General features: G+C 65.3%; 14 protein-coding genes. 8 read left to right on the forward strand and 6 right to left on the reverse strand.

Going from position 1 to position 16,788, the window contains the following annotated elements; genetic code table 11:
* Window positions 1–113 precede the first annotated feature (113 nt).
* Window positions 114–461 carry a DUF485 domain-containing protein gene (locus tag AB4850_RS10345; RefSeq protein ID WP_414439727.1) on the forward strand — a complete coding sequence of 116 codons (348 nt, stop codon included), beginning with the start codon at window positions 114–116 and terminating at the stop codon, window positions 459–461.
* Window positions 458–2,362 (forward strand): cation acetate symporter, encoded by a 1,905-nt coding sequence (locus AB4850_RS10350; protein ID WP_414439728.1) that lies wholly within the window; start codon window positions 458–460, stop codon window positions 2,360–2,362. Before AB4850_RS10345 ends, AB4850_RS10350 begins: the two co-directional genes overlap by 4 nt.
* Before the next feature lie 40 nt (window positions 2,363–2,402).
* Here the strand turns inward: AB4850_RS10350 and AB4850_RS10355 are convergent, their stop codons facing one another.
* A complete protein-coding gene (locus AB4850_RS10355) occupies window positions 2,403–3,899 on the reverse strand; it encodes an aminotransferase class I/II-fold pyridoxal phosphate-dependent enzyme (protein ID WP_414439729.1) in 1,497 nt (498 codons plus the stop codon).
* Here AB4850_RS10355 and AB4850_RS10360 point away from each other — a divergent pair.
* Window positions 3,808–5,073, forward strand: coding sequence for a M20 family metallopeptidase (locus tag AB4850_RS10360; protein WP_414439730.1), 1,266 nt, complete (start codon window positions 3,808–3,810; stop codon window positions 5,071–5,073). The genes AB4850_RS10355 and AB4850_RS10360 overlap by 92 nt on opposite strands.
* A gap of 18 nt (window positions 5,074–5,091) precedes the next feature.
* Here the strand turns inward: AB4850_RS10360 and AB4850_RS10365 are convergent, their stop codons facing one another.
* Together AB4850_RS10365 and AB4850_RS10370 are read right to left on the reverse strand one after the other, a co-directional pair.
* Window positions 5,092–5,223, reverse strand: a complete 132-nt coding sequence (locus AB4850_RS10365; RefSeq protein ID WP_414439731.1) for a hypothetical protein — start codon at window positions 5,221–5,223, stop codon at window positions 5,092–5,094.
* A 69-nt stretch (window positions 5,224–5,292) separates the two neighbouring features.
* Window positions 5,293–5,445, reverse strand: coding sequence for a hypothetical protein (locus AB4850_RS10370; RefSeq protein ID WP_414439732.1), 153 nt, complete (start codon window positions 5,443–5,445; stop codon window positions 5,293–5,295).
* A gap of 478 nt (window positions 5,446–5,923) precedes the next feature.
* On the opposite strand from AB4850_RS10370, the gene AB4850_RS10375 reads away from it, so the two are divergent.
* Genes AB4850_RS10375 through AB4850_RS10385 form a run of 3 tightly spaced genes read left to right on the forward strand, consistent with a single transcriptional unit; the run spans window position 5,924 to window position 9,778 of the window.
* The gene (locus AB4850_RS10375) at window positions 5,924–6,649 is read left to right on the forward strand and encodes a gluconate 2-dehydrogenase subunit 3 family protein (RefSeq protein ID WP_414439733.1); all 726 of its coding nucleotides are present in this window, start codon (window positions 5,924–5,926) and stop codon (window positions 6,647–6,649) included.
* A gap of 43 nt (window positions 6,650–6,692) precedes the next feature.
* Entirely contained in the window at window positions 6,693–8,465 is a 1,773-nt protein-coding gene (locus AB4850_RS10380) for a GMC family oxidoreductase (RefSeq protein WP_414439734.1), read from the forward strand.
* 11 nt (window positions 8,466–8,476) lie between these two features.
* Window positions 8,477–9,778 (forward strand): cytochrome c, encoded by a 1,302-nt coding sequence (locus AB4850_RS10385; protein WP_414439735.1) that lies wholly within the window; start codon window positions 8,477–8,479, stop codon window positions 9,776–9,778.
* Between the two features lie 244 nt (window positions 9,779–10,022).
* Here the strand turns inward: AB4850_RS10385 and AB4850_RS10390 are convergent, their stop codons facing one another.
* Window positions 10,023–10,640, reverse strand: a complete 618-nt coding sequence (locus AB4850_RS10390) for a TIGR00645 family protein (RefSeq protein ID WP_414439736.1) — start codon at window positions 10,638–10,640, stop codon at window positions 10,023–10,025.
* A 111-nt stretch (window positions 10,641–10,751) separates the two neighbouring features.
* Window positions 10,752–12,140: a phosphatidylinositol-specific phospholipase C domain-containing protein gene (locus tag AB4850_RS10395; protein ID WP_414439737.1), complete on the reverse strand. Its 1,389-nt coding sequence runs from the start codon at window positions 12,138–12,140 to the stop codon at window positions 10,752–10,754.
* Between the two features lie 318 nt (window positions 12,141–12,458).
* On the opposite strand from AB4850_RS10395, the gene AB4850_RS10400 reads away from it, so the two are divergent.
* Window positions 12,459–13,175, forward strand: a complete 717-nt coding sequence (locus tag AB4850_RS10400; protein WP_414439738.1) for a DUF1223 domain-containing protein — start codon at window positions 12,459–12,461, stop codon at window positions 13,173–13,175.
* 25 nt (window positions 13,176–13,200) lie between these two features.
* Window positions 13,201–15,327: a protein-disulfide reductase DsbD family protein gene (locus AB4850_RS10405; protein WP_414439739.1), complete on the forward strand. Its 2,127-nt coding sequence runs from the start codon at window positions 13,201–13,203 to the stop codon at window positions 15,325–15,327.
* A 186-nt stretch (window positions 15,328–15,513) separates the two neighbouring features.
* On the opposite strand, the gene AB4850_RS10410 is transcribed toward AB4850_RS10405, so the two are convergent.
* Window positions 15,514–16,737, reverse strand: coding sequence for a porin (locus AB4850_RS10410; protein WP_414439740.1), 1,224 nt, complete (start codon window positions 16,735–16,737; stop codon window positions 15,514–15,516).
* Between the last annotated feature and the right edge of the window lie 51 nt (window positions 16,738–16,788).

The following is a 16,788-nucleotide window of genomic DNA, read 5'->3' on the forward strand; positions in this document are numbered from 1 at the left end:
CCCCAATTTTTTTCCGATTGACCGATCGTTTCGACATGCTTACATTGACTGGGACATATATTTTTACGTACCAGTACAAACTGCATTCGATTCCTGTCGATCTGGAGAAATGAATGGCTGCGCACATGAAATTTTCAAACCCCATCGCCCCGACGTCGCCGCCGACGTACCTGCCCGGCACGTTCGAGGCCTGTGTCGCGTCGAAGCACCGCTTGCTGGTCTGCCTCACCGCCGCTTTTTTTGCCTGGTACTTCGCATTGCTGATCGGTGACGGCTGGTTTCGCTCGCTGTTCGCCACCCGCATCGCCGGCATGCTGAACGTCGGCATGCTGTTTACGCTGTCGCAGTACTTGTTCGGCGCGGGCCTCGCGATCGTCTACGCCCGACGCATGCGCATCATCGACATGCAATTCGCAGCGATGGCGGCAGCGGCAGCCGACGCGCACGGAGCACAACGATGAAACGCCATGCACGCTCGAACCTGTTGCCGTGGCTGGCCACGTGCGCCGCTGCCCTGCTGTTCCCCGCCCTCGCCCATGCGGCCGACGTGGTGCCGCGCGCCTACCGGCCGCACGCCTTCGCCATTTTCGCCGCCGTCATCGCGCTCACGCTGATCGTCACCGGGTTCAGCGCGAGACGGCGCAAGAGCGCCACCGAGTTCTACACCGCCGGCGGCGGCATCTCGGGCTTGAAGAACGGCCTGGCGATCGCCGGCGACTATCTGTCCGCCGCCGCGTTTCTCGGCGTCTCCGGCCTGATCGCGCTGTACGGGTACGACGGCATGCTCTATCTGGTCGGCTTCTTCGCCGCGCTGATTCCGGTGCTGCTGCTGGTCGCGGAACCGTGCCGCAACCTCGGGCGCTACACGTTCGGCGACATCCTGGCCTACCGCCACAGCTTCAGGACGTCCAAGGTGCTGGCCGCGTTTTCCAGCGTCATCGTCGCGATCTTCTACATGATTCCGCAGATCGTCGGCGGCGCGGTGCTGCTTTATGCACTGCTCGGCGTGCCGTACGAAGTCTCCGTGCTGGCCGTCGGCGGGCTGATGCTGCTGTATGTGACGGTGGGCGGCATGCGCGCCACGACCTGGGTGCAGATCATCAAGGCGGGGCTGCTGCTCGGGATGTGCGGCCTGCTGGCGATGCTGGCCATCGCGCCGTTCGGCTTCAATGTCTCGGCGCTGCTCGACGGCCTTTCGCACCAGGCCGCCCTGCACGACTGGCTGCTCGCGTCGCACCGCATGACGGCCGGCGACGGCACGCTGCTTGCCCGCACGTTTTTCGAACCCGGCCTTTACCTCAAGGACCCCGTAGAACTGTTGTCGCTGGGCCTCGCGCTGACGCTCGGCACGGCCGCCATGCCGCATATCCTGATGCGCATGTTCTCGGTGAAGAACGCGCAAACCGCCCGCAAATCGGTGCTGTGGGCGATGTTGTGGATCGGCGGCTGCCATATGCTGATCATCGTGATCGGATTTGCGGCGGCCTATTACGTCGGCGCGGCCAACATCTCCGCGGCCGACAAGGGCGGCAACCTCGCCGCGTTGATGCTCGCTCAACACCTCGGCGGCGGCGCCTCGACGGCCGGCGGGAACCTGTTGCTGGGCGTCATGGCCGCGATCGCGTTCGTCACCATCGTCGCGGTGGTGGCCGGGCTGACGCTGGCGGCGGCCTCGTCGCTGGCGCACGACGTGTATGTCGGCGCGCTGAAGGGCGGCCATGCCTCGGACCGCGAACAGGTGATGGCCGGCAAGGTGGCGTCGGTGCTGGTGGCGTTCATCGCCACGGGCGCGGGTTTGTTCGCCAAAGGCCAGAACGTCGCGCATCTCGTCGGGCTCGCGTTTGCCGTGGCGGCGTCCGCCAACCTGCCGGCGCTGCTCGCCACGCTCTACTGGAAGCGCTGCAATACAACGGGCGTGGTTGCCAGCGTGGTCGGCGGCGCGATCGTCACGATCTCGCTCGTGCTGGTGTCGCCCAACATGCAATATCCGCTCGCCGTTCGCGCCGAGGCGACCCGCGCACTCGCCACCTCCAGCGCGAAGCTCGCCGCCCTCGAAGCCGAAGGCTCCGCCCGCTACCGCGGCACCGGGGAATTCAATACGGCACGCGATGCCGCGCGCGCGAGCCGCGACGCGGCGCAAGCCACGCTCGATACGATCGGCTCGCGCACCACCAGCTTGGTCGGTTTGCGGGAACCGCTCGTATCGCTGCGCAACCCGGGGATCGTGTCGGTGCCGCTCGGCTTTCTATTCGTGGTGATCGGTTCGTTGCTCGGACGCCGGCGCGGGTCCGACGCCGGATGGAGATCGCTGGTGTTCCGACGGGACAGCGGAACCGATGTCGCCCATGCGATCGATCATTGACGCACGGCCGCCGCGTCGTTCGATGCCCTGCCGCGCCGGCTCAGGCGGCCAGGGTGGACGACGCGGTGCTGCGCACCCTCACCAGCGTATCGACGAAGTCGAGCGTCTGGGCCGGCATCATCCGTGTCACCGTCACACGGATGCCGTGCTGCCCGCCCAGGGTGAACTCGCCGCCGGCCCGCACCAGCCAGCCGGCCGCGAAAAGCCGCTGCGCGATCTCCTGTTCGTCCGGAATCGGCACCCAGACGTTCAGGCCGGCGCCGGGCAGCACGTCGAAGCCGCGCTTGCTCAACGCGGCCGTCAGCAACTGATGGCGCTCGCGGTACGCGGCGCCTGCCGCCACGATCTTTTTCTGCACCGAGGCTGTCGTCACGAGCCCGAGCACGAGGCGCTGCACCAGCGTGCTGACCCATCCCATTCCCACGCTTTGACGCTGCTCCAGATGCCGAATGGTCTGTTCCTCGCCGGTGGAGAACGCGATGCGATAGTCCGGCCCGAGCGCCTTCGACAGCGATCGGACCGTCAGCCAGCGCCGCGCGCCGGTATGCCACGCATGGTAAGGCGCAATGCGCAGCATGTTCGTGTGGTCGTCGTCGATGAACAGCACGTTCTCATTGCCGGCGACGAGTTTTTTCAGCTCGGCCGCGCGCGCGCGCGAGGTCACGATGCCGGTGGGATTATGGGCGCGCGTGGTCGTGATGACCGCCTTCACGCCGCTCCTGAGCGCCTTGCGCAGGCTTGCCGGCGTAATGCCCGCCGGGTCGATCGCGAGCGGTACCGCATCGAGGCCCATCGCGCGCACGAGGGCATGCACGCTGATATAACCCGGGTCCTCGATGGCGATCTTGTCGCCTGCCCGGATACCCGCGACCGTGAGCGCGCGCTCGATCAGATCGAGCGCGCCCGCCGACACGAAAATCCCGCCCGCCACCTCGACGCGATCCTCGACGAACTGCGTGCGAGCCCATTCGACAAAAGCGTCGTCGTTCCGATGCTCGCCATAGAGCCGCGGTTCGACGCTCATGCGCGCCATCGCATCGCGAAGCTCGGCCTCGTCCGGCAGCAAGGCCATATCGGGGTTGCCGTCCCTCACGAAGTGGGTCTGCACCGGGCGGCCCGCCGCGTCGCGTGCGCCCGTTGCCGATGCGTGACGGTTGACCGTCGACCCCTTGCGGCCCTCCCCGGAAATCAGGCCGCCGTCCCGAAGCTGCCGGTAGGCAACCGCCACCGTGTTCTTGTTGATGCCGAGGCTGTCCGCCAGCGCGCGCACTGTCGGCAGCGTATCGCCGGGTTTCAGGCGATCTTCGAGTATCGCCCGCTCGATCGCGTGCCTGATCGCGTCGGCCTTGCCTTCGGACGGGCTGATGTTGTCCAGATCGATGACGAGCGTTTCCATGAAATCCCCTGTGCTTATTAAGACATAGTTTATCCGACAATGGGACAACTTGAATATCTCCGCCGCAGCGCTTGCCGGTTCGTGTCGGCACGGCCGCCATGAGGCGTTTCTGCTAAAGACAAACGCCGACTTTCGACCCACACGTAACCATCCACGATCCGACAACGCCGTCATGAACGAAACCCTTTTCGACCCGATCCTTCTGACCCAGCATATGGTGCAAACCCGGACGGTCAACCCGCCCGGCGATGAGCTGGTTCTCGCCACCGACCTGAAAGTCCTGCTGGAGAAATTAGGACTTCATACCGTGGTTCAGGAGGTGGCGCCCGACCGCGCAAACCTGGTCGCATGGAACACCGGCACGAGCGGCCCGCGCCTGTGCTTCACCGGGCATCTCGATACCGTTCCGTTCGGCGTGGCCAGTTGGCGCGCTGCGCCGTTGAGCGGCCATCTCGACGGCGATCGGCTTTATGGGCGCGGCGCATCCGACATGAAAAGCGGCATTGCGGCGTTCGTGTCCGCGCTCAAGCGTTACCGGGACCGGCATGAAACGCTGCCGTGCGTGCTGGTGGTCCTGACCGCGGGCGAGGAGACCGGCTGCGAGGGCGCGAAACGCCTGAGCGAACTGGACGTGCCGCCGCTGAACGTGGGCGCAATGATCGTCGGCGAGCCGACCGCGAATCAATGCGCGGTCGGCCACAAGGGCGCGCTCTGGCTGCATGCGCATACGTCCGGCCGCTCGGCTCACGGCGCGATGCCCGAACTCGGCGACAACGCGATCTATCACGCGGTCGATGCAATCCGGCAGTTGCGGATCTTCGACTTCGAGACGCCCGACGATCCGTTGCTCGGCCATCCATCGCTGAATGTCGGAACGGTCTCGGGCGGCGTGAATATCAATTCGGTGCCCGATGCCGCGACGTTCTCGATCGACATCCGCACAGTGGGCGCCTCGCACGATGCACTGGTCGATCGCCTCGGCAGCTATCTCGGGCAGAAGGTACGCTTATCCGCTTCGGTCGACGTGCCCGCGCTGACCAACCAACTGGAGAACCGGTGGCTCGGCTACGCGATTGAAACGACCCAGGCCGTGACCGGTGTCTGGACGGGGCACACGACGGTGGCTTACTTCAGCGATGGCCCGGTATTGCGAGCGTGGCTTGGCGAAGTGCCGACCGTGATCCTCGGGCCGGGCGAACCCTCGCAGGCGCATCAGACCGACGAATGGTGCAGCGTGCAGCGCATTCTTGAATGCACCGATATCTATTTCGAGTTGATGTCGGGCTGGGGGAAGTCGGTCGCGGCCGGTTCGTAAGCGCACGCTTTTTCCCAGCTAGACGCAAGGCAGGCGCTTCGCCATCGCCAGGATGGACTTCGGCTCGCGCGGCTGGCCGATCAGGGTGACGCCGGCGGCACGCAACCCCATCATGCGGTCGATCTCGCCGAGCGCGAGCCTGTCGTCCACGGCGCGCAGCGACCAGGTTCGGGCGCCAGCGCGGCGTCCGTGCCACGACCTGCACCCGGGTGTCCGGCTTCACGCCCGGATCACCGCGAAGGGCTGGCGAAACCTGCGCGCGCGCGACATGCCGGCCGCCTTCGCGACGCCCTGGAGCGTCGCAAATTTCCTTTCTGCATTTCGCTCTTCCGGCATCCAGGCTGCCATTTCGAAAATCGGCATGTCGCGCATGGTACAGACAGCGGCACGCCGATCGTGCTTGGCAATTCTATCTATTTCTTTCCGGAATCGAGGAGGTCTGTGGCAATGCAGCAGATTGACATGCGATATCGCTGCACTTAACCTTTGCCCAACGGTGGATCAAGCGCCGGGTTCCCACCCAGGTCCAGCGGATGGTTCGAAGCTTCGAGCCATTTTTATTTCGATAGAAATGAGAGCGCTCTCAAACATTCGATGAACGCAGCCGCCCGCGCACCAGCCTGCGTCCCCCGCCCTCGCCTCACATCGCACGATCCCGTCGCGACCCCGCCATAAACCGCCTCGGTCGGCAGCCGTGCCACCACCGGAGCCCGACGGGCACCGCCACATACGGCCTCCGATTCATTCCGTTCGAGCACCCGATACATGCCTGGAGCGCTATCCGGCAGGACGGCTCGCGCGCTCGTTTTCCGGCCCCCGTCATCGCCCCACCGCCCCTCGAGAAGCCAACATGCAACGTCGAAAGATACTGAAAATCGGCCTCACGCTGATGGCCACGGCAACCGCCGCGGCCATCTACCGCCCGGCAGGCGCCGCAGCCCGCATCCTGCTCGGCGGCACCAAGTGGATCGTCAGGCAAACCGCGCCTCCGGTGCCCGTCGACATCAGCCAGCGCGTGTTCTTCGCGTCGCGCGAGGCCGCGCTCGTCACCGCGATCTTCGATCGCCTGATTCCGGCCGACGAGCTCGGCATGAGCGCCTCCGAAGCCGGCTGCGTGGGCTTCATCGACCATCAACTGGCCGGCGACTACGGTCGCGGCCAGTGGAAATACAAGGCCGGCCCCTACCAGGCCGGCACCCCGGCCCAGGGCGACCAGAGCCCGCTGACGCCCGCGGCGTTCTATCGCAAGGGCCTCTCGGAAATCGATGCCACGTGTGCCCAGCGCTTCGGCAAGCCGTTCGACGCGCTGACGCACGCGCAACAGGATGCGTTTCTCGAAGAAATGGAGGCCGGCAAGCTCGAGCTGCCGTCGCTCGATGCCGGCGCGCTGTTCAAACAGTTCCTCGCGAACGTGCAGGAAGGCTTCCTGGCGGATCCGATCTACGGCGGCAACAAGGACATGGTGGGCTGGAAGATGATCGGCTTCCCCGGCGCCCGCTACGACTACCGCGACTACGCGGAAATGAAGGGAAAAAAACTGGACATCGAGCCGGTCAGCATCGCAGGCCGCATCTGACGGCCATCGCCACACGTCCTCGCACAGGGTAAAGGGAACACAGATGAATTACGCAAGACCGAAGGCCGATGCGGTCATCGTCGGGCTGGGATGGGCCGGCTCGCTGATGGCGGAAGAACTCACGCGCGCGGGCCTCAACGTCGTCGCGGTCGAGTGCGGCGCCTGGGAACAGGCCAACACCAACTTCCCGCCGAACATTGCCGCGGACGAGTTGCGGTACGGCGTGCGGCGCGAAGTGCTGAAGCCGCCGCGCGTGGAGACGCTGACCTTCCGCAACAGGACAAGCGAAACGGCGCTGCCCGGCCGCGACTGGAACTCCTGGCAAATGGGCTACAGCGTGGGCGGTGCCGGCAAGCACTGGGCCGCCAACGCCTGGCGCTTCAATCCGTCGGACTTCGAAATGGCGAGCCGCTGGAAGCACCGCTACCACGGCATGAAGCTCGCCGACGGCCTGATCGTGCAGGACTGGGGCGTCGGCTACGACGACCTCGAGCCGCACTACGACCGCTGGGAGAAGATCTCCGGGATCTCGGGCAAGGCCGGCGTGCTCGACGGCAAGACCGACGCGGGTGGCAACCCGTTCGAAGGTTCGCGCAGGAGCGAATATCCGACGCCCCCGCTGATTCGCTCGCATTGGAACGACATGTTCCACAAGACGACCGAACGCATGGGCTATCACCCGTTTCCGATTCCGGGCGGCACGATCGGCGCACCGTATACGAACCCGCTCGGCATCAACCTCGCGCCATGCACGTATTGCGGGTTCTGCGGCTTTTATGGCTGCGGCAACTGGTCGAAATCGTCGCCTAACGCATGCGTGATTCCCGCGCTCACGATGCGCAGGAATTTCACGCTGCTCACCGAATGCACGGTGCTGCGCGCGGAAAAATCGAAGGACGGCAAGACGGCCACCGGCGTCACGTTCCTCGATTCCGACGGCAACACCGGCTTCCAGCCCGCGGACATCGTGGTGTTCTCCGCCTATCAGCTCGACAACGTGCGCCTGCTCCTCCTGTCGCGGATGGGCCGCCCGTACGACCCGGCGACGCGCACCGGCGTGGTCGGCCGCGCCTACAACTATCAGACGATGGCGTACGGCTTCCTCTACTTCGAGAACGAGCACATGAACCCGTTCATCTCGACCGGCGCGCTCTCCACGCAGATCGACGATTTCAACGGCGACAACTTCGATCACACGGGCCTCGGCTTCCTCGGCGGCGCCGGTATCCAGGCACTGTCCGACCAGGGCAAGCCGATCGGCATGACCGATCGCGTTCCGCCCGGCACCAAGCTGTGGGGCTCGGAATGGAAGCGCGCATTCCGGAAGAGCTACCAGAACTACGCGAAGATCCAGGGCCAGGGCACCTCGTATTCGCACGTCGATTCGTATCTTTCGCTGGACCCGACCTACCGGGACGGCAACGGCCAGCCGCTGCTGCGAATGACCTTCGACTACAACGAAAATGACCGCCGCATGGCGCGATTCGTGCGCGATCGCATCAACGACATCTGCCAACAGTCCGGCGCGAAATCGTGGGAAGCCGTGGCCTTCCCCGACGAGCCGAATTCGCCGTTCCGCAACTACGACAGCTCGCATACGATCGGCGGCGCCGTGATGGGCCTGGACCCGGCCACCTCGGTGCTCAACCGGTTCCAGCAGCATTGGGACATCCACAACCTGTTCGTATGCGGCGCCTCCTCGTATCCGAACAACGCCGGATACAACCCCACCGGTACGCTCTGCGCCCTGACGCTCTGGACCGCGAAGGCCATCATCAACGACTACGCGCGCCAGCCCGGCTCGCTGGTTCGCTGAGGGACACGCACATGAAACGTTCCATCAAGAAGCTGGGCGCGGGCATCGCCGGTGTCGGCCTGGCGGCGATCGCGGCCTTTGCCGCGGGCGTGACCTACGACCTGCACAAGACCTACGCGATGTCCGGCGCCGCCGGCGCTGAAGAAGGCGCGACCCAGGCCGAGATCCGGCACGGCATGTACGTGGCGCGCGCCGCCGATTGCGCGGCCTGCCATACCGCCAAGGGCGGCCAGCCGTTCGCGGGCGGCTACCCCATCGTGACGCCCTTCGGCAAGATCGAGTCGTCCAACATCACGCCCGACGCGGCCACCGGCATCGGGGGCTGGAGCCTCGCCCGATTCGACCGGGCGGTCCGGCACGGCAAAGGCACCCACGGCTATCTGTATCCGGCGATGCCGTACCCGGCTTACTCGAAGATGACCGACGGGGACATCCGGGATCTGTGGGCGTACGTGCGCACCATTGCGCCCGTCACGCACCGCGTCATGGAGAATCGGTTGTCGTTCCCGTTCAACCAGCGGTGGATCATGGGCGGCTGGAACCTGATGTACTTCAAGCCGCAAGTGTTCACGCCCGACCCGAGCAAGAGCGTGGACTACAACCGTGGCGCGTACCTCGTCGAAGGTGCCGCCCACTGCGCGGCCTGCCATACCGCGAAGAACCTCCTCGGCGGCGACAGCGACCTGTTCCTGCAGGGCGGCGCGCTGAACGGCTGGAACGCTCCGGACATCACACCGAACCCGCACGGCGGAATCGGGGCGTGGAGCGAGGCGGATATCGCGGCCTATCTGAAATCCGGTGCGAACGAGAAGGCCGTGTCCGCCGGCCCGATGACCGAGGCCATCGAGAACTCCACGCAATACCTGACGGATGCCGACCTGCACGCCATCGCCGTGTATCTGAAGGGACAGAAGCCGAGCACGACCACCGCACCGGCCGCCGTTGCCGGCAGCGACGCGCAGATGGCGCTGGGCAAGCGTGTGTACGAGAGCCAGTGCATTGCGTGCCACGTCTCGAACGGCAATGGCGTTCGAGACATGATTCCGCCGCTCGCCAACAGCACCGGGGTCAAGGCCGCCAATCCCGCGACGCTGCTGCACATGGTGATGGTGGGCAGCGACGGCCAGCAAACCGAAACGAATCCGACCGGCGCCGGCATGCCGCGCTTCGACTGGAGACTCTCGGACGAAGAAGTGGCCGGTGTGCTGACCTATGTGCGCAACGCCTGGGGCAATGCCGCACCCGCCGTCACGCCGGCCGCCGCCAGCAAGGCGCGTACCGACCTCGACGCGCGTGCCTGGATCGGCCACTGAACGAATCGCGAATTCAACGGTGCGCACCGGGCCAGCGGTTCTTCCCCTCCCCGAAACGGGCCGCCCGTGCGCTGCAGGACGTCCGCGAAGGTTTCGATCGCTGCGCGATCGGCCTGCGCGGCGGCCGCCATCTGCGAAAAGTCGTGGTTGTAGGCGAGATGAACCACGCCCTCGGCCTGCGCCGTCGCGACCAGCGCCAACGAAGCGGCGGGTTCCACTTCTCCGATTGTCCGAATTGACATGCTCACTTGAGTATCCGAGTTTTCGCCGTGATCCAGTCCATCCCGGCGAGCAAGACCGCGGACACGACAAACGTCATATGCACGGCGATCCCCCATACGATCGTTTGAAGGCCGACCCGATCGATCGACAAAAACCCTCGCAGTACCTCGATGGCCGATATCGCCACGATCGACGCCATCAACTTCAATTTGATGTCGGTGAACCCTACGTGCCCTATCCATTCCGGCGTATCTTCATGGCCACCCAGCTTCAGTCTCGACACGAAACTCTGATAGCCGCCGAAGATAATCATGAGCAACAGGTTGGCCATCAGGGATAGATCAACCAGCGACAGCACGCCCAGGATGACGTCTTCCACCTCGCTATCGAGCAAGGTCATGGCGAGATGCCAGAACTCCTGGCAGAACTTGACCAGCAGCATCACAATGCCGAGCGCCAGGCCAGCGTAGATGGGAGCCAGCACCCAACGGCTCGCAAACAGGCCGTGTTCAAACCACCTCTCGACAACATTCGAAGCGTGGCCTTCGGTTTTTTCAGTGGGTCGCATGATCTTCCTCGATGCCGGGTGAGCCGGCGTTTTCCTGGGTGCCGGCAGTGCCGCGTCAGGGTCGAGCGACAATCCGCTCTGCTCTGCACGGCACCGCCGATTCATTACCGACTTCCCACTGGGCACTCGCACGAATCAGGCCGCGTCGAGTGGCCGACAGGCAAATAGAGCGCCGTCCGCTCGTCAGAAGTTACTGTTGATCATCAGGTCGATCAGGATCTCCTCGGGCGGGTTGCCGACGTAATCCATGGGAATGGTGCCGTATCGACCCTTGCCGTGCGTGATCAGATAGGTGACGAGCGCGGCATTGATGCCGTCCTCTCCCACCGCAAAGGCCCGGGGATCGTCCCACCCATGCCCCGACGCCGTGCAACTCGTGAAATTGACGAACCATGCGTCCGGCAGCTTGTTCTTGGCGTAATCCAGATACTTCACGATCAGTTCGACCTTGCTGGCCATCATCCGGGTTTGAAGGTCGTACCAATCCTGAATGGCAAAAGGCAGATTGCCCGGTTGCTGATGGACGACGCTGCCGTCACCGAACTGATCGAACGTGTCCGAATTCTCCGGCCACGGATGGATGTTGCCTTTTGCATCCTTGAATTCCGTCAGCCCGACGCCGGAATTCGGATCGCCGACCTTGTTGTGATTGGTCGCCGGGTCGATCCAGTAGCGGCGCAGCAGCACGAGTTTGCCTCTCAAATCGCCCAGCGTGGGAGGAACCTGACTGGTGGAGACATGCGACACCACATCCTGATAAGGTGCCTTGGCGAAAAAATCCAGGATGGCGTCGTGGAATCCGTCCGTGGAGCCGTGCTCGTCCTTCACGCACATCACGACCACTTCGTGCGAATTGGCCTGAAGAAATTCCACCACGGGGCGCACGCAATCGTTCCAGAACCACAGGGCCGTCGGCGTGGATTCGTGCATGATTTCGAACCGGAGGCTTTTATTGATCCGGATGTCGAGAAAACGAATGCCCGCGGCAAGCTGCTGCGAAATGCTCAGGCCCTGGCAGATTCTCGATCGCGCGACGGCGTCGTCTTCCCGGGAAGTAATCGCCGCCGTCCCGGTATCGTGCGACCCCGGCAGCGTCAGTTCGTGGAGCCGGACGCTATCGGGAAGCCGCGATATCCAGCTTCTCGTATCGGTTTTCGGCATGACGGCCACCGTCAGGTGTCGCCAATTCCAGGAATAAGTGTCCCAAGGCTGTTTGTCGTATTGGGCTTCGATCATCCAGCATCGGCCGGCTGCCTGCCCGTAAGCAGCCAGGCAGCCCTGCCGCTTGCCGCCATCCACCACCCGTCGAGCATCGACCCAGGCTTCCACCGCCTCGCCGGTATCGAAGCGAAACGTGACCAGAAATCTCGCACTGCTCTGGCCGTTCGCGATTTCGGCATGGACTTCATGCCGCCCGTTCCCCGCGAGCGCCAAGCCGTTCAATTGCGTGGGCGCCGCCACCGGGTTGCCCTGGTTATCCAGTTCCCAATCATTCTTGTTTTCCAGCGACACCTCGACTTTCACCGATTGCGTCCCCAGATTGACAACACCGATCTGACAGCCGTAACTCATTTTGATTTTCCCCGTCGCAGGTTCACGTTATCCGAATGCGGCCTCGGCCGTTGCGGATAGGCTCGATTACTTTGAGATTTTCTACAAATCGATTCGTCGATACGGTTTCACCAGAAACGTGTCACCTGTCGAGTTTGAGCGCCGCCACGCGCCAGACAGCTCGTGAGTGTCTATCAATCTCCGGTCGGTCCATTCTAGTTTTTTTAATCACGTATCACACCCCCGAGCATGGGCGGATTCCGCCGCTGCGCCGAAACGGGTGTAACCGGCCGGCACCCGACGACGAACTACCCATCACGTTCGTCACTGGAGTCCGACATGCTGCCCCGTTTCCTTCTCGCCCTGTGCGCCGGCTCCGCCGTGCTCGCCAGTTCCCACGCGTTCGCCGTCGCGCCCCGCCCCGTGGTCGTCGAGCTGTATACCTCGCAAGGTTGCTCGTCGTGCCCGCCGGCCGATCGCTTCCTCTCCGAGCTTGCCGATACGCGCGCCGACGTGCTGCCGCTCGCATTTCACGTGACCTACTGGAACCAGCTCGGCTGGAAGGACCCCTATTCGCTCGACCTCGCCACCGACCGACAGGCGCGCTACGCCCAGCGCTTCGGCGACGGCTCGTACACGCCCGAGATGGTGATCGACGGCACGGCCGGCGTGGTCGGCTCCGATCGCGACGCAGCCAATGCCGCCATCGCGAAAGCAAGGACATCGAGCGTGACTGCCGCCTCCGTCGACGCGAGCCGCAGCGGCGGCACGGTCACGGTGTCGGTGGGCGCAGGCGCCGGACGGGCGCGTGTGCTGCTGGTCGGCTATGACACGCGCCATGCCACGTCGATCGGGCGCGGCGAAAACTCCGGCCGCACGCTGACCGAATCGAACATCGTGCGCGGCTTCATGCCGATCGGCGAATGGTCGGGCACCGCGCTGGCGCTCAAGACGGCTCCCGTGGCAGGCGAACGGCTGGCGGTGCTGCTGGAAGCGCCGGACGGCAGGATCGTCGGAGCCGCGCGCGTCGCGGACGCAGGCGCGAGCCCGCACTGAGCGACCTGCACACCGGGAGACGGCAATGCGAAAACTGGGCACGCGGCTGGGCGGAATACTCACGGCGGCACTATGCGCGGCAGCGCTCGGTCAGGCGAGCGCCGCCCACGCCGCCGCATCCGAATGGGTCGGCGACGCGCGTGCGCAGGTGCGCCTCGTCACCGCCGTCGACGCGGTGGCCGGCGCGTCGCTGCAGGCCGGCATCGAATTTCATTTCCCGCGCGGCTGGCATGGCTACTGGCGCACCCCCGGCGATGCCGGCGTCGCCCCGCATCCGGACTGGTCGCACGCGCCGGACGTGGCGTCGGCCGCGATGCAGTGGCCGGCGCCGGCGCGGCTCGTGATCGACGGACTGCAAAACGCGGTGTATCGCGACAACGTCGTGTTGCCCCTGACGATCGAGCTTCGCAAGGCCGGTGCGCCGGCGCATCTGAACCTGACGCTCGACTACGCGACCTGCTCGAATGTCTGTGTTCCCGAGCATGCGGATTTGGCGCTCACGCTGCCGGCCGCCACGGTGCCGCCGCCGGCCTCGGCGGAAGCCGCCGAACTCGACGCGGCACGACGCGCCGTGCCGGCTACGGCCGCGCAGGCCGGAATCTCCGTGGTCTCCAGCGAAATTTCAATGCACGCGGGCGTCCGCAACCTCGACATCCATCTACGCAGCAGCACGCAGCCGTTCACGGCCCCCGACCTGTTCGTCGAAGGCGCGGGCAGCGGGCTGCCTGCGGCGCCGGTGGTCCGGCTATCGAACGATCGGCACGACGCACAACTGGACGTTACGCTGCCTGACTCGGGCGGCAACGCGCAATCACCGGCCCTGACGCTCGTCGATGGCGCCCGCGCCGTCGAAATCGGCCCGGTGAGCGCGAACAGCCACTCGTCGTCTTCCCCGTCGATCCTGTCGCTGCTGTCGATCCTGCTCACCGCGTTCGCGGGCGGCCTGATCCTCAACCTGATGCCGTGCGTGCTGCCGGTCCTGTCGCTGAAGGCGTTCGCCCTGCTGAAAACTGCCGGCACCTCGCGCCGGTCCACGGCCCGGCTTGCCGCCGCGTCCGTGCTCGGCACCCTTGCCGCGTTCGCCTTGCTGGCCCTGGCGTTGAGCGCGCTGAAGCTCGGCGGCATCGCGATCGGCTGGGGCATCCAGTTCCAGCAACCGTGGTTTCTCGCGAGCATGGCCGTGGTGACCGCGCTCTTCGCGGCGAGCCTGTTCGACTGGCTGGCGATCGGCCTGCCGCGCGCGCTCGCCGATCTGGCGGGCGCCGCCACCCCACGTGGCCCGCTTGCCGAGGCGTTTCTCTCGGGCGCGTTCTCGACCTTGCTGGCCACGCCCTGTTCCGCGCCGCTGGTCGGCACGGCGATCGGCTTTGCACTCGGGCGTGGCCCCGTCGAGATCTTCGCCGTGCTGCTCGCGATGGGGCTGGGCATGTCATCGCCATTTCTTGCGATCGCGATCGCGCCATCGCTGGTCGCCTGGCTGCCGCGTCCGGGCCCGTGGATGAACCGTGTACGAACCCTGCTCGGGCTCATGCTGCTGGCGACGACCGGATGGCTGCTGGTGTTGCTGGCGAGCGCCACCGGCGCGCGCATCGCGCTCGCGGTCGCGCTGGTGATTGCCGCGCTGCTCGGCATGCGCGCGCTGCTGTCCCGGGCCGGCACGGCACCGGCATCGCGCTGGACGACCCCGCTGCTTGGCGGGCTCGCGATCGGCGCGATCGTCGTCGCGGCGCTGCCGGGGAACGACGCGGCACCGGACGCGGCGGCTGCGGTGGCTGCGAGCCGCGATGCCGCTCCCCCTGCCGGCGACGGCTGGCAAGCATTCGATCCGGCCCGCATCGCAACGCTGGTGGCGAACGGCAAGACGGTATTCGTCGACGTCGACGCCACCTGGTGCCTGACCTGCAAGGTCAACGCGCTGACCGTCCTGCGCCGGCCCGAGGTGCAGCGCGCGCTTGCCGCGCCGAACCTCGTGCGCATGCGCGCCGACTGGAGTCACGCCGATCCCGGCATCGCGCGCTACGTGGAAAGCTTCGGTCGCGCCGGCATTCCGCTCGACGTGGTGTACGGGCCAGGCGCGCCGAACGGGCGGGCCCTTCCCGAGTTGTTGAGCACCGCCGCGATCCTCGATGCGCTCGACCGGGCGCGCACGTGATGCGCCGGCGTGCCTCGCGTGTCTACCGTTTGTAGGTCGACAGGAGGATGCCGATCTCCGTGTCGGCGATGCACCTCGTACGATGCCGTACTGCAGAAAACACTGTCTCGCATGATTTCCGTGCGGCATAGGACGGCGTCGGTGCGGGTGGCCAATACCTGGGGAAAATTCGTCAGCGCGAGTCGATCAGAACTTGTGCCGGATGCCGAGCCGCAAGGCAACTTGCTTGTCGGTGGCCGACGGCGTGAACCCGTGGATGCCAGCCACCGCGGGCTGGCCAAGCGAGTCGCGCCCCGTCGCATGCAGCAGGATCGCGACTGCATACAGATCGGTGCGCTTGGACAGGCTGTAGACGCTCCCGACCGACAGTTGCATGTACTTGGCGCCGCCGTCGGATTTCACCGAGCTTCGTTGCGTGAAGTCGAACGCCGCCGCGGTCTGCCAGGCCGGTGTAATTTGCTGACGCACGCTGAGTTCCGCCGTGTTGAACGAGGCCGTGCCGGTATAGCCGAGCGGATTCGGTCCAGCCGCCGAGCCGAGGGCCTCGAATCGCGTGTTGGCAAACAGGCCGCTGAGGGTGGTTTGACGCCAGGTATAGGCGGCGCCCACGCCGATCTCCTCCCGCGTGTTGGCCGACGCGTAGCCGCCATAGGCCGGCACCGTTTCGGGCGCGGCAGCCGCGCTCGACGATCCGATGTTGTCGGCGCTGGCCAGGCCCTTGTTCGGCGTATTGCCGTAGAAGGACACGTTCGGGTCGCGCACGTTGAGATAACCCGCGCCAATCTGGAGCGACTGGCTCTCATAGCCGATACCGAACGACCAGATCTGGTTCTGGGTGAAATGACCGGCCACGCCGCCGAAGCTGTAGAGCCCGCTGAAACGCAAACCGCCCCAAACCGGGCTCCGGAACTTGACGGCATTGTTCACCCGTTGCGCACTGACGAGGTTGTTCACGTCGTCCGCCGGCGACGCCATGGTGGTCGCCCATGAACCGGCCGCCGCGAACGGCTGGACGACGTCGAGCAGCGGATCGTACTGGCGGCCGAAGGTGAGCGTGCCGGCTGTCGTCGAGAGCCCTACCCACGCCTGCCGCCCGAATTCGGCCCCGCCTTGCCCCGTCGCGCCGTTGTTGGCGGAAAACCCATTCTCGAGCACGAAGACCGATTTGAGGCCGCCACCGAGATCTTCCACGCCGCGCAGCCCCCAGCGGCTTCCCGACAAACCATTGGTGCTGCCATCGGTCATGGAAACCTGATGCGCGCCCGCCAGGTGCCCGGCCGACCTCCCCGTCTGCGTATCGTTGACGTAATTGATGCCGATATCAACGATGCCATACAGTGTCAGGCTGCTTTGGGCGTGCGCCGCCCCTGCCGCTGCGAGCATCAAGCTCGCCGTCATGATCTGCTTCACGAAATGTCTCCAATATTTTATCGTTGTACTTATTATTCAGGCGGCGAAAAG

The organism is Burkholderia sp. 22PA0106, assembly GCF_047497155.1.
In the GTDB taxonomy this organism is placed as follows: Bacteria; Pseudomonadota; Gammaproteobacteria; order Burkholderiales; family Burkholderiaceae; genus Burkholderia.

Excerpts from the sequence above, each read along its gene's own strand:
- AB4850_RS10345 (WP_414439727.1), top strand. The coding sequence starts at position 114 with ATGGCTGCGCACATGAAATTTTCAAACCCCATCGCCCCGACGTCGCCG.
- AB4850_RS10350 (WP_414439728.1), top strand. The coding sequence starts at position 458 with ATGAAACGCCATGCACGCTCGAACCTGTTGCCGTGGCTGGCCACGTGC.
- AB4850_RS10370 (WP_414439732.1), bottom strand. The coding sequence starts at position 5,445 with ATGCGCGACATGCCGATTTTCGAAATGGCAGCCTGGATGCCGGAAGAG.
- AB4850_RS10375 (WP_414439733.1), top strand. The coding sequence starts at position 5,924 with ATGCAACGTCGAAAGATACTGAAAATCGGCCTCACGCTGATGGCCACG.
- AB4850_RS10380 (WP_414439734.1), top strand. The coding sequence starts at position 6,693 with ATGAATTACGCAAGACCGAAGGCCGATGCGGTCATCGTCGGGCTGGGA.
- AB4850_RS10385 (WP_414439735.1), top strand. The coding sequence starts at position 8,477 with ATGAAACGTTCCATCAAGAAGCTGGGCGCGGGCATCGCCGGTGTCGGC.
- AB4850_RS10395 (WP_414439737.1), bottom strand. The coding sequence starts at position 12,140 with ATGAGTTACGGCTGTCAGATCGGTGTTGTCAATCTGGGGACGCAATCG.
- AB4850_RS10400 (WP_414439738.1), top strand. The coding sequence starts at position 12,459 with ATGCTGCCCCGTTTCCTTCTCGCCCTGTGCGCCGGCTCCGCCGTGCTC.
- AB4850_RS10405 (WP_414439739.1), top strand. The coding sequence starts at position 13,201 with ATGCGAAAACTGGGCACGCGGCTGGGCGGAATACTCACGGCGGCACTA.